The organism is Acidobacteriota bacterium (genome assembly GCA_009861545.1).
Lineage (GTDB): Bacteria > Acidobacteriota > Vicinamibacteria > Vicinamibacterales > UBA8438 > WTFV01.
This window is the reverse complement of sequence record VXME01000025.1, coordinates 43,100-69,810: the sequence shown is the minus strand read 5'-3', so window position 1 is coordinate 69,810 and position 26,711 is coordinate 43,100. Positions and strand designations below refer to the sequence as shown.

The following is a 26,711-nucleotide window of genomic DNA, read 5'->3' as shown; positions in this document are numbered from 1 at the left end:
CGTGGACTGGCGACCCGTTTCGTGCCGCAAACGTCCTGCGGCGCAGACTCCTAGAATCCCGCGGAGGTGACCTCCAGGGACATGCTCGGTACGGCGCTGTCCACGTTGGGCCTCGTGGCGTTCTCCTGGCTCGCGCTCGTGGCGCTGCTCGCGTTGCAGGAGCGCCGGCTGATCTTCTTCCCGACGCGGACGCTGGCGGCGGGACCGGCCGATTTCGGGCTCCGCGCCGAGGAGCTGTCCATCACGGCCGCCGACGGCGTGTCGCTCCACGGCTGGTGGATCGAGGGGCCTAGGGACCGGGTGCTGATCTGGTACCACGGCAACGCCGGGAACATCGGCGACCGGCTGCACAACGCCCGCTGGTTCGTGGACCGGCTCGGCGTCGACGTGGTGCTCGTCGACTACCGCGGTTACGGCCGCAGCCGGGGGACCCCTGACGAGGAGGGTGTCTATCTCGACGGGCTGGCCATCTACGATGCGGTGGCGGCCCGATCCGTGCGGGCGGAGGACATCGTCCTGTTCGGGCGTTCGCTGGGGGGCGCGGTCGCCATCGAGACGGCGCTCCGCCGTCCCGCGGGTGCTCTCGTGCTGGAGTCGGTGTTCCGCTCGGTGCGGGAGCTGGCGCGCGATCACTACTGGTTCGTCCCGAGTGCAGTGATCCGCACCCGAATGGACAACGAGTTGAAGCTCGCGGGAGTCGAGGCGCCGACGCTCGTGCTCCACGGCGACCGGGACACGATCGTCCCGCTGGCGCACGGCCGGCGGCTGTTCGAGCGGGCGGCGCGTCCCGCGCATTTCCACGTCATCGAAGGCGCCGGGCACAACGACACGTATCTCGTCGGGGGCAAGCCTTACGCCGACGCGTGGAACGCGTTCCTGCGAGGCACCGCCGGGTCTGCCAGGTGACGGTACGCGAGGCCGGCGGCAGCTTGATCCACTCGATTGGCGTCCGTACCGGCAGCCGAGGGGGCTGGCGTGGCGCATTGACAACCCCATGCGCAAGCTATACAAATGGTATACGCGCTCGATGGTCGCGTATCGACCCGAGCAGGAAGGACGGTCAGATGGGGCAGGTCAATTTCAGAATGAGAGACGAGCGCCTGTCGCTCATCGATCGGGCCGCCGCGATTCGGGGCGTCACCCGCACGGAGTTCGTGCTCCGGTCGAGCGAAGCGGCGGCGATCGAGACCTTGAACGAGCGTCCCATCATCGCGCTCGGCGAGGAGGCGTACGGCGCATTCGTTGCTGCGCTCGATGCGCCGGTCGTTCCAAACGAGCGTCTGAAGAGACAGGCGGCGCGCCGGCCGCCGTGGGAACGATGACCGCGCCGGAGCCGATCAGTGAACGTCACGATGTTTCGCGGTTCGACTCGGGCACGGACAGCCTCGATACGTGGCTGCAACGCAAGGCCCGACTGAATGAAGCCAAGGGTGGCGCACGGACGTACGTCGTCTGCGACGGCGACCGGGTGATCGCTTTCTACAGCCTCGCCGCCAGCTCCGTGGAACGGCAACGGGTGTCGTCTCGCGTCGGTCGGAGCATGCCCGAACCGATTCCGGTGATCCTGCTCGGGCAACTGGCGGTGGACACTGGCCACCGTGGAAGAGGCTTGGGAGCCCATCTGTTGGTCGACGCAGCAAGGAGAGCACTGGCGGCTGCCGACGTGATAGGTGCGCGCGCGCTTGTCGTCCAGGCGCTCGATGACGAAGCCAGGGGGTTCTACGAGCGATTCGGTTTTCGCCGGTTCTCGGATCGTGAGCCACTCATGTTGATCCTGCGGATCGCCGAACTGAGGGCGGCACTCTAACAGCCCGTGGTGGCGCGCGTGGCGCGTTCGCAAGATGCGCGAGCACGGCGACCGTGAGCCCTATCGAGCGTTCTGCGATAATCGGGTCGGACGTTCGGGCCTGAACGATATGGAAGAGGCCATCCGGACCGGGGAAGAGACCGTGCGGGCGCGGCGGCCGGTCGGCGAGCCGGGCGCCGGGTCGCCGAGCAGCGAGGCGTACGTCGAGTTCGAGGGGATCAGCAAGAGCTTCGACGGCCGCACCCGCGTGGTGCGCGACCTCGACCTGCAGATCCGCAAGGGCGAGTTTCTCACCCTGCTCGGGCCGTCCGGCTCGGGGAAGACCACGTGCCTGATGATGCTCGCCGGCTTCGAGACGCCGACGGCGGGCGCCATCCGCATCGGCGGTCGCGCCATGCAGCAGGTGCCGGCCCGGCAGCGCGGCATCGGCATGGTGTTCCAGAACTACGCGCTGTTCCCGCACATGACGGTGGGCGAGAACCTGTCGTTCCCGCTGGAGGTGCGCGGCATCGAGCCGGAGCGGTGCCGCGAGCGGGTGCGGCGCGCCCTGCAGCTCGTGCGGCTCGACGGGCTGGAAGGACGTCGCCCCGGCCAGCTCTCCGGCGGGCAGCAGCAGCGCGTGGCGATTGCCCGTGCCCTCGTGTTCGAGCCCGAGCTGGTGCTGATGGACGAGCCGCTCGGGGCCCTCGACCGGCGCCTGCGCGAGGAGCTGCAGTACGAGATCCGACGCATCCACCGCGACCTCGGGGTCACCGTCCTGTACGTCACCCACGATCAGCAGGAAGCGATGGTGATGTCGGACCGCGTCGCGGTCTTCCGGGCCGGCCGCATCGAGCAGATTGCCTCGCCGGAGGCGCTCTACGAGGAGCCGGAGCGTGCCTTCGTGGCCCGCTTCATCGGCGAGAACAACCGGCTCTCCGGCCGCGTCACGAGCGTCGACCACGACGGCATCTGCGCGGTCGACGTCGGCGGCGAGGTCGTGCAGGCGCTGCGGGTCGCTCCCTGCGGTCCGGGCGACGCGACGACGCTGTCCATCCGTCCCGAACGCGTGGCCATCGCCCCGGAGCGGGGCCTGTACAGCAACGAGTTCGAGGCCGGCATCGAGGACATCACCTTCCTCGGCGACCACCTCCGCCTGCGCGTCGCGCTCTGCGGCCGGTCGGACTTCGTCGTGAAGATCCCGAACATGGTGGGGCACGGCGCCGTCATCAAGGGCGATCGGATCCGCATCGGCTGGACCCCGACCGACTGCCGGGTGCTGGACGCCGACGACGAGGAGAAGCCGTGACCGGCGATCGTCGGCCGGCAACGGGTGCCCGGATCGCGGCGAGCGTTCGCCGCCCGGCGTTCGCCCGCCTGCCGGCCGTCGCCTTCGCCGTGCCGGGGCATCTGGCAGCGTACGTCCGGCCGGCGGCGTGGCTCGCGGTCCTGCTCGCCGTCGCCCTGCTGGCCGCCGACTGCGCTCCGGCCGGCACGACGCTGACGGTCATCTCCTGGGGCGGCTCCTACGGACGGGCCGTGACCAGGGCCTACCTCGAGCCGTTCGCGGCCGCCACCGGCATCGACGTGCGGCTCGACGACTACAACGGCGGGCTGGCCCAGATCCGCGCCCAGGTCGAGACCGGCAACGTCCACTGGGACGTCGTCGACCTCGAGATGGCCGACGCGGTGGCCGGCTGCGACGAGGGCGTGCTGGAGCCGATCGACGTATCCATCCTCGCGCCGGCGGCGGACGGCACGCCGGCGGCGGCGGACTTCCTGCCCGACACCCTGGCGGAATGCGGCGTCGGCACGACGTTCTATTCCACCGTCTACGCCTACAACACCGAGCGGTTGGCGGGCGAGGCGCCGTCGACGATGGAGGACTTCTTCGACCTCGAGCGCTTCCCGGGCCGGCGCGGCATGCGCCGGGTGCCGTTCGTGAACCTCGAGTTCGCGCTGATCGCCGACGGCGTCTCGGTCGACGAGGTCTACGCCGTGCTCGACACGCCCGAGGGGCTGGACCGCGCCTTCCGCAAGCTCGACACCATCAAGGACCAGGTGGTCTGGTGGGAAGCGGGGGCGCAGCCCCCGCAGATGCTGGCCGACGGCGAGGTGGCGATGAGCACCGCCTACAACGGCCGCATCTTCAACGCGCAGGTGCTCGAAGGCCAGCCGTTCGAGATCGTCTGGGACGGGCAGGTGCTCGACGTCGGTCCCATCGGCATCGTCGCCGGGACGCCGGACCTCGAACCGGCTCTCGAGCTGGTGAAGTTCGCCACCCGCGCGAGTTCGATGGCCGCCATCGGCCGCTACATCGCCTACAGCCCGGTGCGCCGCTCCGGCCTGCCGCTCATCGGCCGGCACGCCGACGCGGGCATCGACATGAACCCCCACATGCCGACCTACCCCGCGCACATGCGCCGCACCCTGCAGAACGACTGGCTGTGGTGGAGCGACAACCTGGACGACATGAACGAGCGCTTCAGCGCATGGCTGGTCCGCTGACCCGGCCGCGGCAGGCATGAATCCCACCGTCTACGTCGAGACCTCGGTGCTCAGCTACCTGGCCGCGCGACCCTCTCGTGACGTCGTGATTGCCGGCTATCAACAGGTGACCCGCGAGTGGTGGGCGAGTGCGCCGGACCGATTCGAATTGGTTTCGTCGGAGCTTGTGGCCAAGGAAGCTCGTGCCGGTGATGCCGATGCCGCTCGGGCTCGTGTGGAGTTGCTCGAATCCGTTACGCTGCTTGACGTGACCGAGGACGCGGTGGAACTGACACGGAAGCTGCTTGATCTCGGGGCCGTCCCGCGGAGGGCTGCGGACGATGCCGCGCATATTGCCATCGCGGTGACGAACGGAGTCGATTATCTGGTAACGTGGAATTTTCGGCACATCGCCAACGCCGCCATGCGGTACCGGATCGAGCATGTCTGTCTAAGCGTCGGATACCAGCCGGCGGTCATTTGCACACCCAGCGAACTCATCGAGCCAGACCATGCAGAAGCCACCGATTGACCCGATCATCGCCGAAATCCGGGCGGTTCGCGACGAACACGCAGCCCGCTTCGACTACGACGTCGAGGCCATCTTCAACGACATCCGGGCCAGTCAGAAGGCCTCGGGCCGCACGTACGTCCGTTATCCCGCTCGACGTGTAGCCGTTGGCGCCGAAGATCGAGCTGGATCTGCGGAAGCGTCTCCGCTCGAGCGATGACACGCAGGCGGCACGCAGTCGCGGGTACGGGTACCCGGCATGACGCCCGCCGGGTCGACATCGAGAAGCTGCCGACCAAGGCAGACCTGACCGCCGTGGCCGCGGAGCTGTGCGCCGACATGGGCGTGATGGAGACCCGGCTCACCTGGCGCCCGGTCAGCGCGATGGCCGCCGTCGGTGCGATTCTGCGCGTCATCGGTTGACGAAGGACGATGAGGGTCCACGCCCGGCACCAGTGCACCGACTACAACAGGACTTGGGCCGCGCCGCATCATGACCGTGCCGGGGCAAGGATTCACGAAGAATGAATGAGAATGGCACCTGCCCGATCTGGAGAACACCGGCTTCTGAAATGAAGCGTGCGTCTTCGGTTTCACTCCTGGCTTCGCCGCGCGCCGGCGGAGAGTACTGGATTACGAACAGGACGCGGGATGGTTTGCTTGCACTTGATGAAGTCCAAAAGTCGCGCCTTACGTCCTGGCTGGTTGAGCAGAGGCAACTAGGCGAGGGGTGTCCCGAAGTGACAACCCAAGCCGTTGAGGACGCCAAGCGACGGCCACCGTTGAGTGTTCACGAGCGAGCGGATCAACTTCTTCGATTCGTTGCGTCGGAACTGCCGCACGTGGCAGCGACATTCCGCCTACATGCGCATGCGCAGAGTCCTGACGTGGCTCGCAGGCTAGCATGGTCAGAGTGTACTCGACTCGAGGAGTTGCAGTACCTGGAGTCCTTCCTCGCGAGTCGAGGGTGGATACAGGGGTCGCGCCCGGGTACGGTTGGACGAGCAGCAGAGTACCAAGTTTCGGTTCACGGGTACGCACGGCTTGCAGAGCTTGAACGAACTGCCACCGAGGCATCCAAGGCGTTCGTCGCCATGTGGTTCGACGAGTCCATGGACGAAGTCTGGGAGAATGCAATCAAGCCCGGAATCGAGGACGCCGGTTACGAAGCAGTGCGAATCGACAAGGAGGAGCATGCCGGTAAGGTCGACGACGCGATCATCGCTGAGCTGCGGCGTGCTCGCTTCGTCGTCGCGGACTTTACGCAAGGCAAAGACGGGCCTCGGGGCGGTGTCTACTACGAAGCAGGATTCGCCCACGGTCGCGACATCCCGGTCGTCTTCTCGTGCCGGGAAGATGCAATCGAAAAGGTGCATTTCGACACGCGTCAATACAACCATATCGTGTGGGAAGCGAAGAATCTGGACGAGTTCCGTGACCGTCTGAGAACGCGCATCAGCGCGGTAATCGGCGATGGCCCACGAAAGAAGTGAACGAGCGCTGCAGCGCATGGCTGGCGCGTTGACCCGGCCGCGGTTGCGTGCCGCCGGGCTCGCCCTGCCGCTCGTGGCCTTTATCGGCGTGACGTTCGTCGTGCCGCTGGCGACGATGCTGCTGCGCAGCGTCTACGACCCGGTGGTGGCCGACGCGCTGCCGGAGACCATCGCGCTGCTGCGCGAGTGGGACGGCGAGTCCGACCCCGGCGAGGCGGTGTACGCCGCCACGGCGCGCGAGCTGGTGCGGGCGCGGGAGGCGCGGACGATCGGGCGCGTCGCCAGCCGCGTCAACCGGATTCGCGGCGGCCTGCGCAGCGTCCTCGTCCGCAGCGGGCGCCTGTTGCTGGAGGTCGAGGCAGGCCCGTGGCGGCAGGCGCTGCTCGACATCGACGCCGACTGGGGCGACCCGCTGACGTGGCACGCCATACGTACCGCGGGGGACCGTTTCACGACGCGCCATTACCTGAACGCGGTCGACCTGCAGCGCCTGCCGGACGGCTCCATCGCCCGCCAGCCGCCCGAGCGGCGCATCTACCTGGCGCTGTTCTGGCGGACGTTCGTGGTCAGCCTCGGCATCACCGCGCTGTGCCTGCTGCTGGGGTACCCGGTGGCGTATCTCATCGCGCATGCGCCGCCGGGCCGGGCGGGCCTGCTGCTGGCCCTGGTGCTGGTGCCGTTCTGGACGTCGCTGCTGGTGCGCACCACCTCGTGGATCGTCCTGCTGCAGAGCCAGGGGGTGGTCAACGACCTGCTGGTGGCGCTGGGGCTGATCGGCGACGACGGGCGGCTGGCGATGATCTACAACATGACCGGCACCGTGGTGGCGATGACCCACGTGCTGCTGCCCTTCATGGTCCTGCCGCTCTACTCGGTGATGCGCACCATTCCGCCGCAGCAGATGCGGGCCGCCGAGTCGCTGGGAGCGGGCTTCCCCGTGGCCTTCCGGCGCGTCTACTGGCCGCAGTCGCTGGCTGGGGTGGGGGCCGGGTCGCTGCTGGTGTTCATCCTGGCCATCGGCTACTACATCACCCCGGCGCTGGTGGGCGGCCAGAGCGGGCAGCTCATCTCGAACTTCATCGCCTACCACATGCAGACGTCGCTGAACTGGGGTCTGGCCGGCGCGCTGGGCGGGATCCTGCTGGCGTGCGTGGTCGGGCTCTATCTGCTCTACGACCGCGTGGTCGGCGTCGAGCGCATGAGGCTGGGATGAGCCTGACGGACGCCGCGTCCCGATTCGGCGCCGGAAGGCTCGCGCATCGCGTCGCCTGCGGGCTGATCTTCGCGTTCCTGGTGGCGCCGATCCTGGTGATCGTGCCGCTCAGCTTCAACGCCGAGCCGTACTTCACCTTCACCGACGGGATGCTGCGCCTCGATCCGGAGGCGTATTCGCTGCGCTGGTACCGGCAGGTCCTCGGCGACGGGGCGTGGGCGCGCGGGCTCGCCAACAGCCTGCTCATCGGCGTCGCGGCCACCGTGCTGGCGACGGCCCTCGGCACGCTCGCCGCGCTGGGGCTGTCGAGCCGCGCGATGCCGGCCCGGCACCTGGCGATGGGGCTGCTGATCTCGCCGATGGTTACGCCGCTGATCATCTCGGCGGCGGGAATGTTCTTCTTCTACTCGACGCTGGGACTGTCCCAGACGCATCTGGGGCTCATCCTCGCCCACGCCGCGCTCGGCACCCCGTTCGTGGTGATCACGGTCACCGCCACGCTGTCCGCCTTCGACACGAACTTGACGCGGGCCGCGGCCAGTCTGGGGGCCGGGCCGGTGACCACCTTCCGCCGCGTGCAACTTCCGCTGATCGCGCCGGGCGTCGTCTCCGGCGCCCTGTTCGCCTTCGCGACGTCGTTCGATGAGGTGGTCGTGGTGCTGTTCATGGCCGGCGAGAACCAGCGCACCATACCGCGGCAGATGTGGGCCGGTATCCGCGAGCAGATCAGCCCCGCGATGCTGGCCGTGGCGACCTTTCTGATCCTGTTCGCGGTCCTGCTGCTGTGCACCGTCGAGTGGCTGCGGCGGCGGTCGGGGCGGCCGGCAGACTGGGACGATGGACGGTAGAACCGCCGGATCGGGCGTGAGAGCCGTGGTGGCCGCGTTTGCTCTTCTCGTCCGGGCGGGCGCGGCGGCGACCCTTGTGTGGACGGCAGGGGCCGCGCCGGTTCCCGGTGTGGCGGCCGCCGGCGCACCGACCGGCGCCGCCCGGCCCGCGGGCGGGCAGGACGAGACTCCGACGCCGCTCCGCGTCATGACCTTCAACATCCGCACGTCCCTCGGCAACGACGGCGACAACGGCTGGGTGCACCGCCGCGCACTCGTGGCGAGAACGATCGAGCGGTTCGCGCCGGACGTGGCGGGCCTGCAGGAGGCCCTCGACGAGCAGGTGGAGTACCTGGCGGACGCGCTTCCCGGCTACCGCTGGCTGGGCGCCGACCGCGGCCTCAACGGCGGCACCGGCCTGAGCGAGTACACGCCGATCTTCTACCGGCGCGATGCGCTGATCCCGATCGAGTCCGGCACCTTCTGGCTCTCGCCGAATGCCGACGGACCGACCGGGGTCGGCTGGCGGCGCAACGTCTCCCGCATCGTCACCTGGGCGCGCTTTCACCACCGCGAGAGCGGCAGAAGGTTCCACGTCTTCAATACCCACCTGACGCTCCGCCGGGGGCAGCGGCAGGTCGATTCCGCCAAGCGGATCGCGGCGCGCGTCGCGGCGCTTCCGGCGGCCGGCGCCGTCGTCGTCACGGGGGACTTCAACGCGTTGGCCGAGATCAGCGAAACCTGGTCGGCGGCCACCGGTCAGGGGTTGCAGGACGCCTGGCTGCTCGCCGGCGAGCGGATCGGCCCGCCCCGCACGTCCAACGACTTCCGCGCGCCGGAGCTGGCCAATCCGGGGCGTATCGACTGGATCCTGGTACGCGGCCCGGTCGGCGTTCGCTCGGTCGAGACGATCGTCGACCACGACGACGGGCGGTACCCGTCCGATCACTACCCGGTCGTGGCGCGCCTGGAACTGCAGCGGTGAACCGCTCGACCGGTCCGCACCGGCGCCGGGTGCCTGCCGGACGACCGCCCCGGACGCCCGATCGGATTCGCAACCTCCCGGCGATGGACAGGAGGAGCGGGCCGTCTCCTCACGCCGCCAGCGTCAGCAGGTAGAACAGTCCCGTCCCCCCCAGCAGCACGAGGCCCACCCAGGACAGGGCCCGCAGCCCCCGGCCGGGCCGGTGCTCGGGCGGCATCTCGTCCGAGCAGACCGCGCGCAGGTTCAGGTAGCCGAGCACCGGACTGGTCAGGAACGTGAGCGTGGTGGCGAAGTCGATCATCGTCGTCAGGTTGCCGATGAACAGCGACAGGATCACCAGGGTGACGAGCATCACGCCGGCGAGGCTCCACCAGTAGATTGGACCGCCCGCGACCGCGGGTGCGTCCGCCGCGGGGTGCGGCTCCCGCTCGGTCGTGCGCAGCACCAGGAGGGAGCGCTCGATGGCGCGGGGTCCGCCGTCGAGCACGGTGAGCGCCGTCGACAGCATCGTGGTGACTACCGCCGCCAGCACCACCGGCCGGGTCCACGCGCCGAGGGTCGCGCTGTAGAGCTCGACGAGCTGGGTGGAGAACACGGGCCCCTGCGGCGCGAACGTCTCGCCGGAGCCGAACATCACGCCGGCCCCGAGCGTGAGGAAGGCGAAGGCCAGCACCCCGGTCCCGGCGTAGCCGACGGCGAAGTCCTGCCGCGCCGTCGCGACGGAGCACCGCAGGCCGGAAGAGTCGTTCTTGGCCAGGGTCCACAGCGAGCTCCACACCGCGCTGTCGACCCCGGAGGGCATCCAGCCGGCCAGGGCCAGCAGGAACACGAACGGGACGGTCGTGCCGACCGCGTCGGCGGGCCACAACGCCAGCGTCGACAGATCGGCCCGCGGCAGGCTGACCGCCGCGGCCAGCAGGGTCGACAGCGCCAGTAGCGCCACGATCAGCTTGATGGACAGGTCCAGGCCCCGGAACCGCCCCCACCAGAGCAACGCGGCGACCGGCGCCATGACCGCCGCGGCCAGTACCGGCAGCGACCAGTCGAGGTCGATAGTGAAGCCCAGCAGATAGGCCGTGAACATCACCACCGCCGGCGGGACGACGGCCATCGTCGACACGGTGATGGCCAGGTAGAGCCACAGCGCCCAGCGGCCGATGCGGGCGTAGCCCTCGATCAGGCTGCGGCCGGTCGCGGCGGCGTAGCGCGGCCCGTACTCGAAGAAGGGGTACTTCAGGACCAGGGCGATCAGGATGACGCCGGCGAGCGCGAAGCCGGCCGACGCGCCGGCGCGCGTCGATTGCACCAGGTGCGAGACGCCGATCGCGGTGGCGGCCCAGAGCAGCCCGGGGCCGAACGCGACCCGCAGGCGTCGGAGGGAGGTCGCATCCATTTCGGGCGATTCCGGATGTGGAACGAGTTCCCCGGGAGGATCCCGCCCCTGGTCAGGCGTCGTAGGAGACCCGGCGCAGGGATCGCTCGTACCAGCCGTTGCCCACCGGATCGAACGTGTTCATCTCCATCAGCTCGCCGCCGAAGGCATGGATGGTCAGGCACGGCTGGTCGGTCAGGTCGTTCGTCAGGGCGTGGTACTCGAACGGGGGAATCAGAAAGTTGGCCTCGCCGGCGACGACGCGGTGCGACTCGACCGGCGCGAACTTGCAGCGGTGCGCCTCTTCCTTGATCGGGGTGTAGTGGGTCACCTCCAGCTCCCCTTCCAGCACCCCCTCGACGCTCCAGAGATTGGGGTGGTCGTGGATCGGCGTCCCCTGGCCGGGGGCCCACGCCAGCACCAGGATGGTGTAGCGGCGCGCCGGATCGCGGTACAGCAGACGCCGGGCATAGTGGTCCTGCAGCGTGCGCCGGAACCGCTCGTCGAGCCGTAGCCGGCCCGGCTGCAGGACGTTCTCGATCTCGTTCTGTACCTGCCGGGTGATCGTCTCCACGTCCCCGGCGCTGACGGCGGCATCGAGCCGCCGCACCAGTTCATCCGCTCCGATGGCGCTCATCGACGTCCTCCCGCACCCGCCGCGCGCCCCCCGCCGGGGGCGGCCGCGCGGGTGCGTGCGTACGTGCGGGTGCTGAAGGCAGTCTAGGAGCCTGTGCCGTAGAACGCAACGGAGTGAGTTCCGCCGCGCAGGTTCCCGGGGCGGTGGGGCCGGGGCCTGACGCGTGCTGCAACTTCTTCACGGCAGCTTCTCGTCGAAGAACGTTAGCACGCGCTCTTCGTACTGCTCCGGGGAGACCTCCGACACCCGGTCGTGGCGCGCGTTGGGGACGATCCACAGATCGTAGACGGCCGGTCCGGCCGCCGCCGCGATGCGCCGCGCGTGATCGACCGGGATGAGCCCGTCCGCCTCGCCATGGATGATGAACAGCGAGTCCGGCGGAAGCCCGGCGACCACCTCCACCGGGTTCAGGACCCGCGCGTCGGCACCGAACACGGTCCGGGCGAAGAAGAGGATCGGCGGGTTGAAGAAGCCGGGCAGTCCGCTCGCGCGCGGCAACTCCCTGTCCAGCAGATCCTCCAGTCGGGCGAAGCTGCTGTCCGCGACGATGGTGCGCACGTCCGGCGAGACGGCGGCTGCCAGCAGAACGGTGGCGGCGCCCATCGAATGCGACCAGAATCCCATCCGCTCCGGTGCGAATCCGCGGTCCTCGAGGTAGGCGACCGCGCCCAGCACGTCGCGTTGCTCGGCCGTTCCCAGGGTGTAGCGCACGCCGTCGGACTCCCCGTGGCCGCGGAGGTCGAAGAGCAGCGCGTTGTAGCCTCGCGCCACGAGTGCCGCCGCGTTCGGTACGTGCTGCCCGTTGTCGCCAGCACGATTCGAGTTGCGGCCGTGGACGATGAGCACCACGCGGTCGCTCCCGGCGGCGGGCACGAACCAGCCGCGCAGCGGGATGGCGTCGCCGGTGCTCGGGAAGGTCACGTCCTCGTAGGCGAGGTCGAAGTCGGCCGGCGACGATGCCAGGGCGCGGCGGTAGGGTTTCGTCAGCGTCTCGGCGACCACCAAGGACAAGCCGGCGTAGACGAGCAGCACGAGTCCGGCGGCGGACACGGCGATACGAAGACGGCGTTGACGCCAGGCCACGAACAGGCGGGACTGCGGCATGCAGGCAGTGTAGCGGTCGGTCGGGCGTCGCGCTTTGCCTTCCGCGCTCGAACGACCCCGACAGGAAGCGACCGGCCGCGCTACTCGTGCCGGTTGGCGTGCCACTCGAGATGGCGGTCCCAGCGGTCCTCGAGCCGGTCCAGGCGCCGGGAGAGACTACGCCAGATGGAGAACCCGGCGACGAGGATGGTGCCTATGGTCGGAGCCTGGGCCAGAAGCGCGTCCATCCAATCAAAGTACTACGCATCGGCATCTCCCGCAAGTGCAATCACGTGCACGCCAGCCGCGCCACCCGGACGACACAGCCGGTGTGGGCGCCGCCGCGGCTTCACAGCGGCACCACAACCCCGAGGTCCGCTCGTTCGGCTCCGGCCAGGGCGGCGGCTGCGATCGCGATGTCCTGGGCGGCGTTGCCGACGGACTTGAACAGGGTGCAGTCGCGATCTCCGGGTCCGGGCGGCGCCTTCCCGTTCACGATCTCTCCTAGCTCTGCGTCGACGGCGTCGTTTCCGATCAGTCCGGATTCCAGGGGCATGACGAGGTCGCCCGCTTCCTGCCACGCCGCCTCGCGCTGATCCACCACCACGCGGGCGCGCCGCAGCACATCCGGGTCGATCTCCTGCATGTCGGGGCGGTAGGAGCCGACGGCGTTCACGTGCGCGCCCGGCGCCAGGTCGCGAGCGTCGAACACCGGGCTGCTGCTGCTGGTCGCCGTCACGATCAGGCGCGCGCCATCGAGCGCCTCGGCCGGGTCACGGACCGCGCGCACGACCGGCGGCGGACCCGGATCGAGCTCCGGCGTCAGGGCGTCCGCGACCTCCGACAGTCGGGCGGCCAGGCGCTCGGCGCTGGTCTCCGACCGCGACACGATCCGCACTTCCCGCAGCCGGCGCGTCCGCGCGAGCAGCTCGACGTGCGACCGTCCTTGCGCGCCGGCCCCGAACACGGTCAGCGTGTCGGCGTCGCGGGGCGCGAGCAGCTCCGTGGCGAGCGCGCTGCCGGCGGCAGTGCGCACCGCGGTCAGCGACGCCCCGTCGAGCAACGCGCGGGCGCGGCCCGTCTCCGCGTCGAGAAGCAGGACCGCGCCCTGCACCATCGGCGCGCCCCGCGAGGGATTGTCCGGAAAGACCGACACCACCTTCGTGCCGAGGGCTCGGTGGTTGCCGAGCACGGCCGGCATGACCAGCATGAGCCCGCGGGCGCTCTCCAGGTGGCTGCGGACCGGGACCGTGGCCGTGCCGGCGGACAGCTCGCCGAACGCGATGCGCATGGCGTCCACCGCGTCCCGTGCGGTGAGCGCGCGCCGAATGTCGGTGGCGGAAAGGACGCGGATCTCCATGTGCCTGTGGTCGCCTGCGGCTCGAAGGGGCGTCAGCGGTTACGCGGGAATCGGGCGGGGCGCGCCGGGCCGCCCGACTCGACCCCATGAGCGCGCTGCGAGCGGAGTAGGCCCGTAGCGAGCTCCGGACACGGGGACCGCGTGGATTGCCTGCTACGCGCCGTTCTCGCCCGTCGCGCGGCGGGTCATTTCACGCACGGTGCAGGGCGGCTCGATGACCTGCACCCGCTCGCCGGATCGCAACGTAATCGTCGTGGGACTGAAGATGGCCCACGCCGGGGCTCGAGGCTCGACCTTGGCGACTTCGTGTACGAGGATCCGCCGAGGGCGCCGGTTGCCTGTCTCGTGACAGGTCATGAACTGTGACATCTGCGAGCTCTCCTGTTGGAGCTATCGGAAGTTCCGGATTCGACCTGTAGCCGGCAGGGTCGACGGTCGAGCGGAGAGAGACGTTCCCGGACCAGGCTCGACCTGGTGACCGCCCTGCGGGCAGAATAGCCACGTCATGAACGCCACCGAGGCCGGCCTTCTGCGCCGGGAGGTCACCACCCTGATGTTCGACCAGTACGGCACGGTCGTGGACATGCAGGGGGGACTGACCGAGATGGCGAAACCGTTCCTGGCCGCCAAGGGCTGGCCCGGCGACCCGCACCGCTTCGTCACCTGGTGGCGGCGCACGCACTTCGAGGATTCCATGATCGATTCGCTGTGCGGCCGCGGCCACACTTCCTACCGGCAGATCGGCCACTGCGCGGTGGCGCAGGTCATGCGCCGCGCCGGCATCGACCACACCCACGACGAGGTGCGTCGACTGGTCTCCTGCATCGAGCGCCTGAAGCCCTTTCCCGACGTGCTGGAGGCCCTCGGCCGGCTGCGTAAACGGTATCGGCTTGCCATCCTCTCCAACGGCGATCGCGACATGCTGGAGGCGGCGAAGCCGCACATCGGATTCGACTTCGACGCGGTGATCTCGGTGGAGGAGGCCGGCTGCTTCAAGCCGCACCATGCGACCTACGCGAAGGCGTGCGAGCTGCTGGGCGTCGACCGTTCGAGCGTGCTGTTCGTCGCCAACCACGCGTTCGACTGCATCGGCGCCAAGGCCTACGGCATGCGCACCGCATTCATCGACCGCCGCCGGCGCCCCTTCGGCGATACGCCGCACCAGCCCGATCTGATCGTCGAGGACTTCGCGGCGCTGGCGCGGGCGATGTGCGGCTGAGCTCCCGATGGGTCCGCATTCCCGCTTCGCCGCCGCGGCCCTGCTGGCCGCCGCGTTCGCCGGCGGTTGCTCGGGCCATCCGAGCGAGCCGACGGAGGCGCTGACGTTCACCTTCGACTTCAGTCGCGGACCGCAGGGTTTCATCGCCGGCTTCGCCGACTATCCACCCGCCCATGCCGCGATCTACGAGTTGACCGCCGACTACCGCGCGCTCCCGCCCCCGCTGGAGCCGCAGTCCGCCCTGTTCCTCTCCGGAATCAACCGGAGCGACGACCTCTTCATGTTCTTCAAGGGACCCGCCGGCGGCCTGTCGCCCGGTGCGCGCTACAGCGTGACCGTCAGCGTGGAAATCGCCACCAATACGCCGGCCGGGTGCATCGGCGTCGGCGGCGCGCCGGGCGAGAGCGTCTGGATCAAGGCCGGCGCAACCGCCGTCGAACCGCTCCCGATCCGCGACGGCTCCTACCTGCGGATGAACATCGACATCGGCAACCAGTCCGCCGGCGGTGCGCAGGGCGTGGTGCTCGGCAACGTCGCCAACTCCAGACGCTGCGAGCAGGCGCGTCGGTGGGAACGCAAGTCCTTCCAGGGCCGACCGGTACCAGACCCGATCACGGTAGCTCCCGATGGCCGGGCCTGGCTGCTGTTCGGGGTCGACTCGGGATTCGAGAGCCGGACGGCGATCTACTTCACCCGCGCATCGGTCACCCTCACGCCGGTATGACCGGATGGCTCCTGCGAGCCGTTCGGAAGCGAGGCAGCTACGGTTTGTCAGGGCTCGCTGTGTCGGCCCGTGCCGAGCCGATTCGTGCAAGCTGACCGAGAGAACGAATAGCATATCGCCGGCCCATGCCGGCGAATCAACTGACCCTGAAGGATTTGAAGTCCGAGCTGTGGAGGTGCGCGGAGATTCTCCGCGGCAGCGCCGTCGACCGGACGGACTGGAAGGGCTACATCCTTCCGCTGCTGTTCTTCAAGCGGATCAGCGACGTCTGGGACGAGGAGACGGCCGAGGCGCGGGAGGAATACGGCGACATCGACCTGGGCGTCTTTCCCGAGCTGCACCGCTTCAAGCTGCCGGACGCGTGCCACTGGCGGGACGTCCGCGAGACGCCGGCCCGTGTCGGCACGGCGCTGGCGCGGGCGATGCGGGCGATCGAACGGGCCAACCCCCACACCTTGACGCGCGTCTTCGGCGCGGCCGACTGGGGCAACCGCGAGATGCTCGGCGACGAGTTGCTCAAGGACCTCATCGAGGGACTGTCCGTGGTGCCGCTGGGCAACACGAAGGTCGGGTCCGACATCCTCGGCGACGCCTACGAGTACCTGATCGGCAAGTTCGCCGACATCACGCGGCGCAAGAAGGCGGGTGAGTTCTACACCCCACGGAGCGTGGTGCGGATGATGGTCGATCTGCTCGATCCGCAGGAGGGCGAGAGCATCTACGATCCGGCCTGCGGCACCGGCGGCATGTTGCTCGGTGCGATCGAGCACGTCGAGCGGGCCGGCGGCGACCCGCGGACCTTCTTCGGTCGCATCTTCGGCGAGGAGAAGAACCTGACCACGTCGTCGATTGCGCGCATGAACCTCGTGCTGCACGGCGTCGAGGACTTCCGGATCGAGCAGAACGACACGCTCCGCGGCCCGGCCTTCACCGACGCGTCCGGCGCTCTGGCGACGTTCGACTGCGTCATCGCCAACCCGCCGTTCTCGCTCAAGGAGTGGGGCCGCGAGGTGTGGGAGGCGGATCCGTGGGGCCGCGCCGCCTTCGGCCTGCCGCCGGCGAGCTACGGCGACTACGCCTGGGTCCAGCAGATGGTGGCGTCGATGGCGGAAGATTCGGGCCGGATGGCTGTCGTGCTGCCGCAGGGGGCGCTGTTCCGCAAGGGCGCGGAGGGACGCATCCGCCGGGCGCTGCTGGAGCAGGATCTGATCGAGGCGGTGATCGGGCTCGCGCCCAACATCTTCCACGGCACGGGTCTCGCCCCGGCGGTGGTGACGCTGCGCCGCGCGAAGCGACACGGCCGGCGCGGCAGGGTGATCGTGATCGACGCGTCGAGCCTGTTCCGCAAGGGCCGGGCGCAGAACTTCCTCGACCCGGGGCATGCCGAACAGATCGTCGGTTGGGTGCGGCGTTTCCGGGACGTGGAGAACCGGGCCAAGGTCGTCTCGACGGAGGACATCGAGGGCGAAGACTGGACGCTCAACATCTCTCGCTACGTCCTGCCGCCCATCGGCCAGGACATCCCGCCGCTGCCCGAGGCGCTGGCTGCCTTCAAGACGGCGTTGACGGAAGCCCGCGCCGCCGAGGATCGCCTGCGACGCGTGCTGGTCGAGGATGGCTGGCTGGAGTGACGCAATCGCGCCGGGCAACGGCTGACCGAGAGCACAGGAACGTGGCTGACGCGCATCCCTCCCCGCGGCACCTGGGCCAGCAGGCACTGGAGTCGTACCTCTGGAGGGCGGCCAACCTCCTGCGGGGACTGATCGACGCCGGCGACTACAAGCAGTACGTCTTCCCGCTGCTCTTCTTCAAGCGCCTCTCGGACGTGTGGGACGAGGACTACGGGCACGCCTTCGATGAGACCGGCGACCGCGGGTACGCAGAGGCGACCGCCAACGACCGGTTCGTCATCCCGACCGGGGCGCACTGGTCCGATGTCCGCCGTGCGGCGCGCGATGTGGGCCGGACGCTGCGCAACGCGTTCCGCGCCATCGAGACAGGCAACCCGGAGCGTCTCGCCGGCGTCTTCGGGAACGCGCCCTGGACCGACAAGGCGCAGATGCCGGACGAGACGCTCAAGAACCTGGTCGAGCACTTCTCGAAGCACACGCTGAGCCTCGCCGCGGTGCCGGAAGACGAGCTGGGCAACGCCTACGAGTACCTCGTCAAGCAGTTCGCCGACGACAGCGGCCACACGGCGCAGGAGTTCTACACCAACCGGACGCTGGTGCACCTGATGACCCGGATGCTCCGGCCGCGGTCGGGCGAGCGCATCTACGACCCGACGGCCGGCACCGGCGGCATGCTCATCTCCGCGCTGGCGGAGGTGCGGCGCAACGGCGGCGATGCCCGGACGCTCGGCCTCTACGGCCAGGAGATCATCGGCACGACGGCGTCCATTGCGCGGATGAACCTCGTGCTGCACGGCGTCGAGGACTTCCGGATCGCCGTTGGCAACGCGCTGAGCGATCCCGCCTTCATCGAGCGGGACCGCCTGATGAGGTTCGACGTGGTGCTCGCCAATCCGCCGTATTCGATCAAGACCTGGAACCGGGACGCGTGGCTCGACGACCCGTGGGGCCGCAACATCCTCGGCACGCCGCCGCAGGGACGGGCCGACTACGCCTTCTTTCAGCACATTCTCGAGAGCCTCGACCGGAGTACCGGCCGTTGCGCCATCCTCTTCCCGCACGGCGTCCTGTTCCGGCAGGAGGAGGCAGCGATGCGGCGCGCCCTGATCGAGCGCGACCTCATCGAGTGCGTGCTCGGCTTGGGGCCGAACCTGTTCTACAACTCGCCGATGGAGGCGTGCGTCGTGGTCTGCCGGACGCGGAAGCCGCCCGAGCGCCGCGGCAAGGTGCTGTTCATCGACGCGGTTCGACAAGTAGCGCGGGAGCGGGCGCAGAGCTTCCTGACGCCGGAGCATCAGAAGCGGATCCTGACGGCGTACGACGCGTTCGGCGCCGAGCCTGGAATCGCCGCCGTCGTGCCCAACGACGACGTGCTTGCCAACGACGGCAACTTGTCCATTCCCCGCTACGTCCCGCGGATCGCTCACTCGGACACCGACACCCAGATTGGAGGTGATCTGCGGGACGCGTGGAGCGATTTCGACGCCGGCAACAAAGCGTTCTGGTCGGAGATGGAAGACGTGGTCGCGATGATCGAGCGGATCGCTGCGGAGAGCCGATCCGATGGGTAGCGCCAAGCTCAAGCCCGGCTGGACGCTGGTCGCCTTCGGGGATGTCGTCAAGCGCAGCCCCGAACGGTCGTCAAGTCCCGAGGCCGCTGGCGTCGGTCGCTACGTCGGCCTGGAGCATCTGGACCCCGGCGAACTTGCGATTCGACGCTGGGGCGACGTGGGCGGCGGCACCACGTTCACGAGCCTCTTCCGGCCCGGTCAAGTGTTGTTCGGAAAGCGCCGCGCTTACCTCCGCAAGGTCGCCGTCCCGGATTTCAGCGGCGTCTGTAGCGGGGATATCTACGTGCTGGAGTCGAGGAACAAGGGCTACCTGCTGCCGAAACTGCTACCGTTTATCTGCCAGACCGATGCGTTTTTCAAGCACGCCATCGGCACATCGGCAGGGTCTCTGTCGCCTCGGACCAACTGGCAGAGTCTCGCGACGTACGAGTTCGCCCTGCCGCCGCTGGACGAACAGCGTCGGATCGCTGTCACTCTTCGGGAGATTGACCGCGCTACGGAGGCTCTCTTTGCACTTGTCGAAGCTGCGCAGTTAGCGCAGGCCAGCGTGTTCGACACCTTGGTCGCCAACTCCGACACGAGAGGCGTCGCACTTGGTTCCTTGTTGACCGAAGCGCCTCGAAACGGCTGTTCGGCCATCGAATCGTCTACTCCGACCGGACACTGGGTACTGGGGCTCGATGCGCTAACGAAGTCCGGGTATCGTCCCGGACGGCTCAAGCAAGTCCAGCGAACCCCCGCCATGCTCAACTCCGTCGTTGAGGCAGGTGACCTATTGATTTCTCGCTCCAATACGCGTGAGCGCGTCGGGTTGTCGGGCATCTTCAACGAGGATCGATGCGACGTGTCATGGCCGGATACGATGATGAGATTGCGACCGGACCGATCCGTTGCTCGTCCTCACTTCCTGGAACTGTATCTCCGTTCGGCGGCGGGGCGACGACAGATTGAGTGCTTCGCGGCCGGGACGAGCGCAAGCATGAAGAAGATCAATGGGCACGCCGTCCGCCGGCTATCCATTGCGTTACCGTCGTCTGACATCCAGGATGCCATCCTCCGAAGGGCAGGCGGCGTGAGGGCGGCGTGCTCCTCGGTAGAACGTCGACTACGCGCGTTGAAGCGGATGCGGTCCACCATGCTCTCGTCCGCCTTGTAGGCGCCGCCAGTGACAGTATTCACAAGCATGAGAGCGTTCAGTCGTGGAGACGAATCGCCACCACGATGCGCGTGTAGCCGGCCGATACCCTTCGCTGGGTCCAAGAGGGCGAACGGCTCATTCCGTGAGCGTAGCCGCGGATGACCCGGTCACGCGGTTGGCGTCGCCTGGCTGCGCGAGGTATGGAACAAGGGCGTTTCGTGGCATGCGTCCCTCCGCCCAGCCGCTTGACCGATGGCGGGACGTTTCGTACTCTGAGCCGATGGCGCACTTGGACCGGATCACGATCGAGCCCGGAAAACGCAGCGGCAAGCCGTGTATCCGTGGCCTGCGCATGACGGTCTCCGACGTGCTCGACTACCTGGCGTCCGGCATGTCCGAGGACGACCTCCTCCGAGACTTCCCGGATCTGACGCGCGAAGACATCCGGGCCTGTCTCGCATTCGCCGCGGATCGCGAGCGGCGACTGGTTGCGGTCGGCGGAAGGTGAAGCTGCTCCTCGACCAGAATCTCTCGCCGCGGCTGTGCGACCGCCTTCGCGACGTCTGGACCGAGGTCGTTCACGTTCGAGCGGTCGGTCTGGCGGCCGCGGACGACTCGGCCGTCTGGGCGTACGCGAGGCAGCACGGCTTCACCATCGTGTCGAAGGACGGCGACTTCAGCGGTCGATCCTCCCTGTACGGTGCGCCGCCGAAAGTAGTCTGGCTGGCGCTCGGCAACTGCTCGACCAGCGAGATTGAACGGCGTCTCCGTAGCCACCGCGATGAGATCGAAACGTTCACCACCGAACCGGACACGACGCTGCTTGTGATCGAACCCGGCCAGGGTGCCGGCGTGTCGTAGCGGCACCCCGATCAAGGTTTGCCAGCATGACCTTCACCGAGTCGAACACGGTCGAGGCCCTCGTCCGTGACATCCTCTGCGGCGGCGTAACCCACCACACGGCGGTCGGACCCGGTCTCGCTCGGCGGCACGGCGCGCTCTCCGGCCTCGGATGGCACTACCTCGGGCCGCAGCACCTTCCGCGACAGGCACACGAGGTCCTCGTCGAGGACCACGTGCGCGAAGCGCTGCTCCGCCTCAACCCGGAGATCGCGGCGCAGCCGGATAGGGCCGACGACGTGCTGTACCGGCTGCGCGCCTTTCTGATGGGCGTGCGGACGGACGGGCTGGTCAAGGCGAACGAGGAGTTCGCAGCGTGGCTCGCCGGAGAGCGGTCGATGCCGTTCGGCGCGGACGGCGAGCACGTCACCGTGCGGCTCGTCGACCATGAGGACGTCGAGCGAAACCAGTATGTCGTCAGCATGCAGTACACCGTCCGATCGGGTGCGAACGAGCGCCGCGCGGATCTCGTGCTGCTGGTGAACGGCCTGCCGCTGGTCGTCATCGAGGCGAAGACGCCGGTGCGGTCGAGTCAGAGCTGGTTCGACGGGGCAACGCAGATCCACGACGACTACGAGCGCAACGTGCCCGATCTGTTCGTGCCGAACCTCTGCTCGGTCGCCACCGAAGGGAAAGACCTGCGATACGGATCGATCGGCCTGCCGGTCGATCTCTGGGGACCGTGGCGGGCGGACGACGACGCAGGTACGCCGGCCCTCGAACGAATCAGGCAGACCGTTTCGTCCATGCTGCGCCCCCACACGGTTCTGGATCTGCTGGGCAGCTACACGGCCTACGCCACGGGCAAGGGGAAGCGGCGAGCCAAGATCGTCGCACGTTACCAACAAGTCGAGGCGGCGAACCGCATTGTCGAACGGGTCGTCGCCGGCCACCCCAAGAAGGGCCTGGTCTGGCACTTCCAGGGTTCCGGCAAGTCGCTCCTGATGCTGTTCGCGGCCCGCAAGCTGCGGCTGCATCCGGCGTTGGGAAACCCGACGGTGATCATCGTGGTCGACCGGATCGACCTCGACACGCAGATATCCAGCACTTTCCACGCGGCCGACGCGCCGAATCTGGAGAAGGCCGACAGCCGGGCGGATCTCGAACGGTTGCTCGCGCAGGACGCTCGGAAGATCATCATCACGACGATCTTCAAGTTCGGCGAGGTGGACGGTGTCCTGAACGACCGTCACAAACATCATCGTGCTGGTCGACGAGGCCCATCGTTCTCAGGAAGGGGACCTCGGGCGGAAGATGCGCAGGGCGCTCCCCAACGCGTTCCTGTTCGGACTGACCGGGACCCCGATCAACCGCGCCGACCGGAACACGTTCTTCGCTTTCGGCGCCGAGGAGGATGAATACGGCTACCTGAGCCGCTACGGTTTCGAGGAGTCGATCCGAGACGGCGCGACGAAGCCGCTGCACTTCGAGCCGCGGTTGCCGGAGCTGCACATCGACCGGGCCTCCATTGACGCCGAGTACCAGGAGCTGACCGGTGGGCTGAGCGACCTGGATCGGGAGCAACTCTCGAAGACCGCGGCCCGCACGGCGGTGCTGTTGAAGACGCCGGAACGGGTCGAGCGGATCTGCGTCGACATCGCGAAGCACTTCCAGGAGAAGGTGGCTCCCAACGGCTTTGGCGCGCAGGTGGTCACCTACGACCGTGAAGGCTGCCTGCTGTACAAGCAGGCGCTCGACCGGGTGTTGCCCGTCGAGATGTCCGATGTCGTCATGACCGTCAACAGCGGAGAGGACGAGTACGCCGCCTACCGCCGGGACCGGGACGCCGAAGAGCGGCTGCTCGACCGCTTCCGCGATCCGAACGACCCGCTCAAGTTGCTGATTGTCACGTCGAAGCTGCTGACCGGCTTCGATGCGCCCATCCTGCAGGCGATGTACCTGGACAAGCCGCTGCGTGACCACACGCTGCTGCAGGCCATCTGCCGCACGAACCGGCCGTACGGCGAGACCAAGACCCACGGGCTGATCGTCGACTACCTCGGGGTATTCGACGATGTGGCCCAGGCGATCCAGTTCGACGAGGAGGGCATCACCCGCGTCGTCACGAACCTCAATGAGCTGGTCGCCGCGCTTCCTGCGGCGGTGCAGAAATGCCTGGCGTGGTTCTCCGGGGTAGATCGCACGGTCACCGGCTACGAGGGACTGATCGCCGCGCAGGAGTGTCTCCCGGACAATGAGACACGCGACGGATTCGCCGCCGACTACAGCTACCTGGCGCGCCTCTGGGACGCGATTTCCCCCGACCCGAGTCTGGAGCCGTACGAAGCCGACCACGGCTGGCTGGGCCAGGTGTACGAGTCGCTGAAGCCCTCGACGGGAACGGACAAGCTCCTCTGGCACACGCTCGGCGCCAAGACCATCGACCTCATCCACCGGCACGTTCACGTCGAGGCCGTGCGCGACGACCTGGAGACGCTGGTGCTCGACGCCGACGTGCTGGACGCCGTGCTCGGCACGACGGACCCGGAGAAGAAGTCGAAGGAGATCGAGATCAGGGTCGTCGAGCGGCTTCGCAGACATCTGAGCGACCCCCGCTTTCGCGCGCTCGGCGAGCGGCTCGAAGCGCTGCGGCAGAAGCACGAGCAAGGGCTGCTCGTCAGTATCGAGTTCCTCAAGTCACTGCTCGATCTGGCCCGCGACGTGGTAGAGGCAGAGCGGACCGTCGAGCCGGCAACGCCCGAGGAGCGCGGCAAGGCCGCCCTGACGGAGCTGTTCGAGGAAGCCCGCAACGACCGTACGCCCGTCATGGTCGAGCGAGTCGTCAACGACATCGACGAGATCGTCCGGCACGTGCGCTTCGAGGGCTGGCAGACGACCAAGGCCGGCGAGCGGGAGGTGAAGAGGGCGCTCCGAAAGACGTTGTTCAAGTACCGCCTGCACCAGGACCAGGAGCTGTTCGACCGGGCCTATGGCTACATCCGGCAGTACTACTGACGCTCGCCCGGAACACCGTCGGCCAAGAATGCGCCGAACGGCCGCAGAGGGAAGGCCTGTGCTACTCGTGGTCCGCGTTCCCCGCCCGCGCGCCCGCCGCCGGCCGTGGTAGCATGATCCGAAGGATGGTCACTGGCCGCGAAGACTTGGTGACCAAGCTCGACCTCGAACGTGACGTCAACCGCATGCAGACCGAGATCGGACGGATCGGCAATGACCTGAAGGCGGCAATCGCCGACCTGAAAGCCGACATGAAGTTGCTGAAGTTCGGCTACGGGCCAGCCATTCTCGGCTTGCTGATCAAGCTCGTGTTCTTCCCATGATGGAACCAGATCCACGGGCTCCCGCCGAGGTTGTCATGACGAAACCGTGGATCCAGGGCGTCATGCTCCTGATCATGGTCGGCAGTCTTACTGGTGCCATGTCTGTCGCCACCCGTGAAGCTCGCCTGACGGCACGCAGCGGCGCCTGTAGCGGGCGCGTCGACGCTCCATGACGGTCACGGACGCCATGTCAGCCGCTACGTTCAACGGCCAAATACTACGACGGATCAAGGAACTTGCGATCACCCGTCTCGTCCACTTCACACGCGTCACGTCGCTGGCAGGGATCATCGCCGCCCGCGAAATCGCATCGACGCGGAGCCTGCTCAATCGGGGCGTCAACGGAGTGGTGAACGACCCCCGACGATTGGACCGTCATCGGGATTACGTGTGCTGTTCGATTGAGTATCCGAACGTCTACTTGCTCGACGACTACCGCAAGGAACGACCTGAGCAAGAGTGGGTTCATCTGTGTCTGACGCCTGTCCTACTCGCGCTTCCGAGTACAAGATTCTCGCCGGTCAACGCCGCGACTGCGCGCGGCGACCTTGTCCAGGACGGTATCGAAGGGTTCGAATCGATGTTCCAGCCACGCGTGTCCGCGCGGGGACGCCGTCGACAAGAGTATCGTCTTCCGAACTGCCCGACCGACATTCAAGCTGAAGTCCTAGTAAGACACGCCGTTCCAACTTGGGCCATTGTCCAGATAGTCGTCGAATCGGATGCGGTCAAGGCGAGCGTCGCGCCCTTGCTCGCGATTTGGCCCACTGACAAACCACTCCCGAGTTGGCCTGTAGAACCGCCGACTGTTGACGTCCAGAAGGACCTATTCGACCGAAATGAACTCTCCAAGACCATTCGGGGCTACAAACGTTGAGTCGGCATCGTAAGGCACAGGTTGCAGTCCGATGGCCAAACGTCCTCTATTCGTCCCGGATCCCGCTGGTTACCTGGTCGAAGAACGAATCGTTGAATTCGAGTGGTTCTCGGGTTTCGCCGCGAGCCAGAAGCGGCGCTGCGTCGAGTCACTTCACCGGTCGGCTGCGACCGATCTAGGCACGTCTAGCGTGCTGGAGGTGTCTACGAAGTCGGCGAATCCACTAGGAGTGCGGCTCAGTGCCTTCAGTCTGTCGATCGAGATCGATGCTCAGCCGAATCCGATCCTGCTGGAGGCGGCCTTCCAAGGCTCGAAGGTCTTCGGTGCTCGGGGTCCATTCACCCACTTGTACTCGGTGCGATCCGGCCGTGACGTGAAGCGGTACATGAGGCAGTTCTCCGGCGATCACCTGACCGGATTCCGTTTCGACGGGCGCGACTGGGAACTCACCCCGAAGACAGCGTTCTACGATTGGCTCTATGTCCGGGCGTTGGGCGCTCTGGCCGAGCGGGACGGTGAGATCGATGACGCGCTCGTCGGGTTCGACGCGTTTACGGATATCGAATTCAATCCAGACAAGTCCATCAACTGTCAGGCTCGGTCTTGCGCCCTGTACGTCGCCCTGCTCAAGAACCGTAGCCTGCGCACGGCCACCACTGACCCAACCGAGTTCATCGCGATGCTCCGGCGGCACGGCTACAGCGACGGAGCGCACTCAAGATCACGTGCTTGAGCGACGGGTCCGCCTTCCCCCAGGGACACTTTTGAAGGGAGCGACCCGGCCCGGCAGGTTTCCGGCGGGTCGCTCCCCTGCACGCCCCATGGCACATTGGGTGGCACCGCGGGGCGCGCGGGACGTTGAATCGTTCCTCACATGGTGGACACGGCTTCCGCCATCTCACCCATCGAGAAGAACACGAAGTCGGTCGACGGCATCTCTTCGACGCGCTCGGTGGCGCCCCAGCTTCCGCCCGCGGACAGCCGCTGCCGGTCGATCCAGGCGTTGGCGAGCCCGAAGCGCTTCGCCGGCACGTGATCGTGGTGCAGGCTCTGCGCGGTGTGCAGGACGACGGAGCGTTCCAGGCCCAGGTCCGATTCCAGGTGCGTCAGCATGTACTCGAAGTTGGCGTCCGAAGGCTTGTACGAGCCGATGTCCTCGGCGGTGTAGATGGCGTCGAACTCCACGCCGAGCTTGCGGTTCGAGGCGGCGATGCCCTCGCGGTGCACGTTGGACAGGATGACGAGCTTGTAGTGCCGCTTGAGGACGCGCAGCGCGTCGGCTGTGTCGGGGAACGCGGGCCAGTGCGGCACCGAGGCGCCGAACGCCTCGTCGAGCGCCGCGCTGCTCTCGAGGTCCAGGCTTTCAGCGATGCGCCGGTGCACGCGGGCCAGCAACTCCGGATAGCGGAGGCCGGGCGTTGCCTGCTCCTGCCGGCTCTCGCACTGCGCGAAGGCCCGGAGGCCGGGGCCGCGGGAGACGTGGTTCCCGGCCCTGCCGTTGCGCATGATGAGCGGCTGCAGCGCGTCCCAGATCCCGCACTCCCAGTCGATCAGGGTGCCGTAGCAGTCGAAGGTCAGGACGCGGTAGTCGGTCAGTCGAGGCATGATGCCATCTCTTG

27 protein-coding genes and 1 pseudogene are annotated in these 26,711 nt (G+C 67.8%); 22 read left to right on the top strand and 6 right to left on the bottom strand.

Annotated features, from left to right (window positions below; genetic code table 11):
* The first annotated feature begins 66 nt into the window (after positions 1 to 66).
* The 12 genes from F4X11_03905 (at position 67) to F4X11_03850 (ending at position 9,302) form a co-directional block, all read left to right on the top strand.
* Positions 67 to 906 (top strand): alpha/beta hydrolase, encoded by an 840-nt coding sequence (locus F4X11_03905; GenBank protein ID MYN64160.1) that lies wholly within the window; start codon positions 67 to 69, stop codon positions 904 to 906.
* Positions 907 to 1,064: 158 nt separating this feature from the next.
* Complete coding sequence (locus tag F4X11_03900) at positions 1,065 to 1,322, top strand: DUF1778 domain-containing protein (GenBank protein MYN64159.1); 258 nt, start codon at positions 1,065 to 1,067, stop codon at positions 1,320 to 1,322.
* Positions 1,319 to 1,807: a GNAT family N-acetyltransferase gene (locus tag F4X11_03895; protein ID MYN64158.1), complete on the top strand. Its 489-nt coding sequence runs from the start codon at positions 1,319 to 1,321 to the stop codon at positions 1,805 to 1,807. The genes F4X11_03900 and F4X11_03895 overlap by 4 nt, the downstream gene beginning before the upstream one ends.
* 109 nt (positions 1,808 to 1,916) lie before the next feature.
* A complete protein-coding gene (locus F4X11_03890; GenBank protein MYN64157.1) occupies positions 1,917 to 3,095 on the top strand; it encodes an ABC transporter ATP-binding protein in 1,179 nt (392 codons plus the stop codon).
* 101 nt (positions 3,096 to 3,196) lie between these two features.
* On the top strand, positions 3,197 to 4,294 hold the full coding sequence (locus F4X11_03885; GenBank protein MYN64156.1) for an ABC transporter substrate-binding protein: 1,098 nt from the start codon (positions 3,197 to 3,199) through the stop codon (positions 4,292 to 4,294).
* 16 nt (positions 4,295 to 4,310) lie between these two features.
* A complete protein-coding gene (locus tag F4X11_03880) occupies positions 4,311 to 4,805 on the top strand; it encodes a type II toxin-antitoxin system VapC family toxin (GenBank protein MYN64155.1) in 495 nt (164 codons plus the stop codon).
* On the top strand, positions 4,786 to 5,004 hold the full coding sequence (locus F4X11_03875) for a hypothetical protein (protein ID MYN64154.1): 219 nt from the start codon (positions 4,786 to 4,788) through the stop codon (positions 5,002 to 5,004). The genes F4X11_03880 and F4X11_03875 overlap by 20 nt, the downstream gene beginning before the upstream one ends.
* The gene (locus F4X11_03870; protein MYN64153.1) at positions 5,001 to 5,207 is read left to right on the top strand and encodes a hypothetical protein; all 207 of its coding nucleotides are present in this window, start codon (positions 5,001 to 5,003) and stop codon (positions 5,205 to 5,207) included. Before F4X11_03875 ends, F4X11_03870 begins: the two co-directional genes overlap by 4 nt.
* Before the next feature lie 671 nt (positions 5,208 to 5,878).
* Positions 5,879 to 6,277 (top strand): hypothetical protein, encoded by a 399-nt coding sequence (locus F4X11_03865; protein ID MYN64152.1) that lies wholly within the window; start codon positions 5,879 to 5,881, stop codon positions 6,275 to 6,277.
* Positions 6,258 to 7,490: an ABC transporter permease gene (locus F4X11_03860; protein MYN64151.1), complete on the top strand. Its 1,233-nt coding sequence runs from the start codon at positions 6,258 to 6,260 to the stop codon at positions 7,488 to 7,490. Before F4X11_03865 ends, F4X11_03860 begins: the two co-directional genes overlap by 20 nt.
* Complete coding sequence (locus F4X11_03855) at positions 7,487 to 8,338, top strand: ABC transporter permease (protein ID MYN64150.1); 852 nt, start codon at positions 7,487 to 7,489, stop codon at positions 8,336 to 8,338. Before F4X11_03860 ends, F4X11_03855 begins: the two co-directional genes overlap by 4 nt.
* Entirely contained in the window at positions 8,328 to 9,302 is a 975-nt protein-coding gene (locus F4X11_03850) for an endonuclease/exonuclease/phosphatase family protein (protein ID MYN64149.1), read from the top strand. The genes F4X11_03855 and F4X11_03850 overlap by 11 nt, the downstream gene beginning before the upstream one ends.
* 109 nt (positions 9,303 to 9,411) lie before the next feature.
* Here F4X11_03850 and F4X11_03845 read toward each other — a convergent pair whose 3' ends face one another.
* From F4X11_03845 to F4X11_03825, 5 genes are all read right to left on the bottom strand, one after another.
* Positions 9,412 to 10,695, bottom strand: a complete 1,284-nt coding sequence (locus F4X11_03845; GenBank protein MYN64148.1) for a divalent metal cation transporter — start codon at positions 10,693 to 10,695, stop codon at positions 9,412 to 9,414.
* Between the two features lie 52 nt (positions 10,696 to 10,747).
* Positions 10,748 to 11,311 (bottom strand): hypothetical protein, encoded by a 564-nt coding sequence (locus tag F4X11_03840; protein ID MYN64147.1) that lies wholly within the window; start codon positions 11,309 to 11,311, stop codon positions 10,748 to 10,750.
* Between the two features lie 177 nt (positions 11,312 to 11,488).
* A complete protein-coding gene (locus tag F4X11_03835; GenBank protein ID MYN64146.1) occupies positions 11,489 to 12,415 on the bottom strand; it encodes an alpha/beta fold hydrolase in 927 nt (308 codons plus the stop codon).
* Positions 12,416 to 12,743: 328 nt separating this feature from the next.
* The gene (locus F4X11_03830; GenBank protein MYN64145.1) at positions 12,744 to 13,754 is read right to left on the bottom strand and encodes an ornithine cyclodeaminase; all 1,011 of its coding nucleotides are present in this window, start codon (positions 13,752 to 13,754) and stop codon (positions 12,744 to 12,746) included.
* 153 nt (positions 13,755 to 13,907) lie between these two features.
* Positions 13,908 to 14,123: a hypothetical protein gene (locus F4X11_03825; GenBank protein ID MYN64144.1), complete on the bottom strand. Its 216-nt coding sequence runs from the start codon at positions 14,121 to 14,123 to the stop codon at positions 13,908 to 13,910.
* Between the two features lie 136 nt (positions 14,124 to 14,259).
* On the opposite strand from F4X11_03825, the gene F4X11_03820 reads away from it, so the two are divergent.
* The 10 genes and pseudogenes from F4X11_03820 (at position 14,260) to F4X11_03775 (ending at position 25,825) form a co-directional block, all read left to right on the top strand.
* Positions 14,260 to 14,973: a haloacid dehalogenase type II gene (locus F4X11_03820; protein MYN64143.1), complete on the top strand. Its 714-nt coding sequence runs from the start codon at positions 14,260 to 14,262 to the stop codon at positions 14,971 to 14,973.
* Positions 14,974 to 14,980: 7 nt separating this feature from the next.
* Complete coding sequence (locus F4X11_03815) at positions 14,981 to 15,697, top strand: hypothetical protein (protein MYN64142.1); 717 nt, start codon at positions 14,981 to 14,983, stop codon at positions 15,695 to 15,697.
* Positions 15,698 to 15,822: 125 nt separating this feature from the next.
* Positions 15,823 to 17,328 (top strand): SAM-dependent DNA methyltransferase, encoded by a 1,506-nt coding sequence (locus F4X11_03810; GenBank protein ID MYN64141.1) that lies wholly within the window; start codon positions 15,823 to 15,825, stop codon positions 17,326 to 17,328.
* A 41-nt stretch (positions 17,329 to 17,369) separates the two neighbouring features.
* Positions 17,370 to 18,899, top strand: coding sequence for an SAM-dependent DNA methyltransferase (locus F4X11_03805; protein ID MYN64140.1), 1,530 nt, complete (start codon positions 17,370 to 17,372; stop codon positions 18,897 to 18,899).
* A complete protein-coding gene (locus F4X11_03800) occupies positions 18,892 to 20,055 on the top strand; it encodes a restriction endonuclease subunit S (GenBank protein ID MYN64139.1) in 1,164 nt (387 codons plus the stop codon). Before F4X11_03805 ends, F4X11_03800 begins: the two co-directional genes overlap by 8 nt.
* A gap of 262 nt (positions 20,056 to 20,317) precedes the next feature.
* On the top strand, positions 20,318 to 20,545 hold the full coding sequence (locus F4X11_03795) for a DUF433 domain-containing protein (GenBank protein ID MYN64138.1): 228 nt from the start codon (positions 20,318 to 20,320) through the stop codon (positions 20,543 to 20,545).
* On the top strand, positions 20,542 to 20,898 hold the full coding sequence (locus F4X11_03790; GenBank protein MYN64137.1) for a hypothetical protein: 357 nt from the start codon (positions 20,542 to 20,544) through the stop codon (positions 20,896 to 20,898). The genes F4X11_03795 and F4X11_03790 overlap by 4 nt, the downstream gene beginning before the upstream one ends.
* 26 nt (positions 20,899 to 20,924) lie before the next feature.
* Positions 20,925 to 23,892: pseudogene (locus tag F4X11_03785) on the top strand (HsdR family type I site-specific deoxyribonuclease).
* A 492-nt stretch (positions 23,893 to 24,384) separates the two neighbouring features.
* Positions 24,385 to 25,092, top strand: a complete 708-nt coding sequence (locus F4X11_03780) for a DUF4433 domain-containing protein (GenBank protein MYN64136.1) — start codon at positions 24,385 to 24,387, stop codon at positions 25,090 to 25,092.
* 31 nt (positions 25,093 to 25,123) lie between these two features.
* Positions 25,124 to 25,825: a hypothetical protein gene (locus F4X11_03775; protein ID MYN64135.1), complete on the top strand. Its 702-nt coding sequence runs from the start codon at positions 25,124 to 25,126 to the stop codon at positions 25,823 to 25,825.
* A 137-nt stretch (positions 25,826 to 25,962) separates the two neighbouring features.
* On the opposite strand, the gene F4X11_03770 is transcribed toward F4X11_03775, so the two are convergent.
* Positions 25,963 to 26,700 (bottom strand): haloacid dehalogenase type II, encoded by a 738-nt coding sequence (locus F4X11_03770; protein MYN64134.1) that lies wholly within the window; start codon positions 26,698 to 26,700, stop codon positions 25,963 to 25,965.
* Between the last annotated feature and the right edge of the window lie 11 nt (positions 26,701 to 26,711).

Coding starts and splice junctions, on each gene's coding strand:
- F4X11_03875 (MYN64154.1), top strand. CDS start 4,786: ATGCAGAAGCCACCGATTGACCCGATCATCGCCGAAATCCGGGCGGTT.
- F4X11_03815 (MYN64142.1), top strand. CDS start 14,981: ATGGGTCCGCATTCCCGCTTCGCCGCCGCGGCCCTGCTGGCCGCCGCG.
- F4X11_03890 (MYN64157.1), top strand. CDS start 1,917: ATGGAAGAGGCCATCCGGACCGGGGAAGAGACCGTGCGGGCGCGGCGG.
- F4X11_03775 (MYN64135.1), top strand. CDS start 25,124: ATGGCCAAACGTCCTCTATTCGTCCCGGATCCCGCTGGTTACCTGGTC.
- F4X11_03780 (MYN64136.1), top strand. CDS start 24,385: ATGACGGTCACGGACGCCATGTCAGCCGCTACGTTCAACGGCCAAATA.
- F4X11_03900 (MYN64159.1), top strand. CDS start 1,065: ATGGGGCAGGTCAATTTCAGAATGAGAGACGAGCGCCTGTCGCTCATC.
- F4X11_03860 (MYN64151.1), top strand. CDS start 6,258: ATGGCCCACGAAAGAAGTGAACGAGCGCTGCAGCGCATGGCTGGCGCG.
- F4X11_03865 (MYN64152.1), top strand. CDS start 5,879: ATGTGGTTCGACGAGTCCATGGACGAAGTCTGGGAGAATGCAATCAAG.
- F4X11_03840 (MYN64147.1), bottom strand. CDS start 11,311: ATGAGCGCCATCGGAGCGGATGAACTGGTGCGGCGGCTCGATGCCGCC.
- F4X11_03810 (MYN64141.1), top strand. CDS start 15,823: ATGCCGGCGAATCAACTGACCCTGAAGGATTTGAAGTCCGAGCTGTGG.
- F4X11_03830 (MYN64145.1), bottom strand. CDS start 13,754: ATGGAGATCCGCGTCCTTTCCGCCACCGACATTCGGCGCGCGCTCACC.
- F4X11_03800 (MYN64139.1), top strand. CDS start 18,892: ATGGGTAGCGCCAAGCTCAAGCCCGGCTGGACGCTGGTCGCCTTCGGG.
- F4X11_03820 (MYN64143.1), top strand. CDS start 14,260: ATGAACGCCACCGAGGCCGGCCTTCTGCGCCGGGAGGTCACCACCCTG.
- F4X11_03855 (MYN64150.1), top strand. CDS start 7,487: ATGAGCCTGACGGACGCCGCGTCCCGATTCGGCGCCGGAAGGCTCGCG.
- F4X11_03870 (MYN64153.1), top strand. CDS start 5,001: ATGACACGCAGGCGGCACGCAGTCGCGGGTACGGGTACCCGGCATGAC.
- F4X11_03880 (MYN64155.1), top strand. CDS start 4,311: ATGAATCCCACCGTCTACGTCGAGACCTCGGTGCTCAGCTACCTGGCC.
- F4X11_03850 (MYN64149.1), top strand. CDS start 8,328: ATGGACGGTAGAACCGCCGGATCGGGCGTGAGAGCCGTGGTGGCCGCG.
- F4X11_03845 (MYN64148.1), bottom strand. CDS start 10,695: ATGGATGCGACCTCCCTCCGACGCCTGCGGGTCGCGTTCGGCCCCGGG.
- F4X11_03835 (MYN64146.1), bottom strand. CDS start 12,415: ATGCCGCAGTCCCGCCTGTTCGTGGCCTGGCGTCAACGCCGTCTTCGT.
- F4X11_03825 (MYN64144.1), bottom strand. CDS start 14,123: ATGTCACAGTTCATGACCTGTCACGAGACAGGCAACCGGCGCCCTCGG.
- F4X11_03795 (MYN64138.1), top strand. CDS start 20,318: ATGGCGCACTTGGACCGGATCACGATCGAGCCCGGAAAACGCAGCGGC.
- F4X11_03895 (MYN64158.1), top strand. CDS start 1,319: ATGACCGCGCCGGAGCCGATCAGTGAACGTCACGATGTTTCGCGGTTC.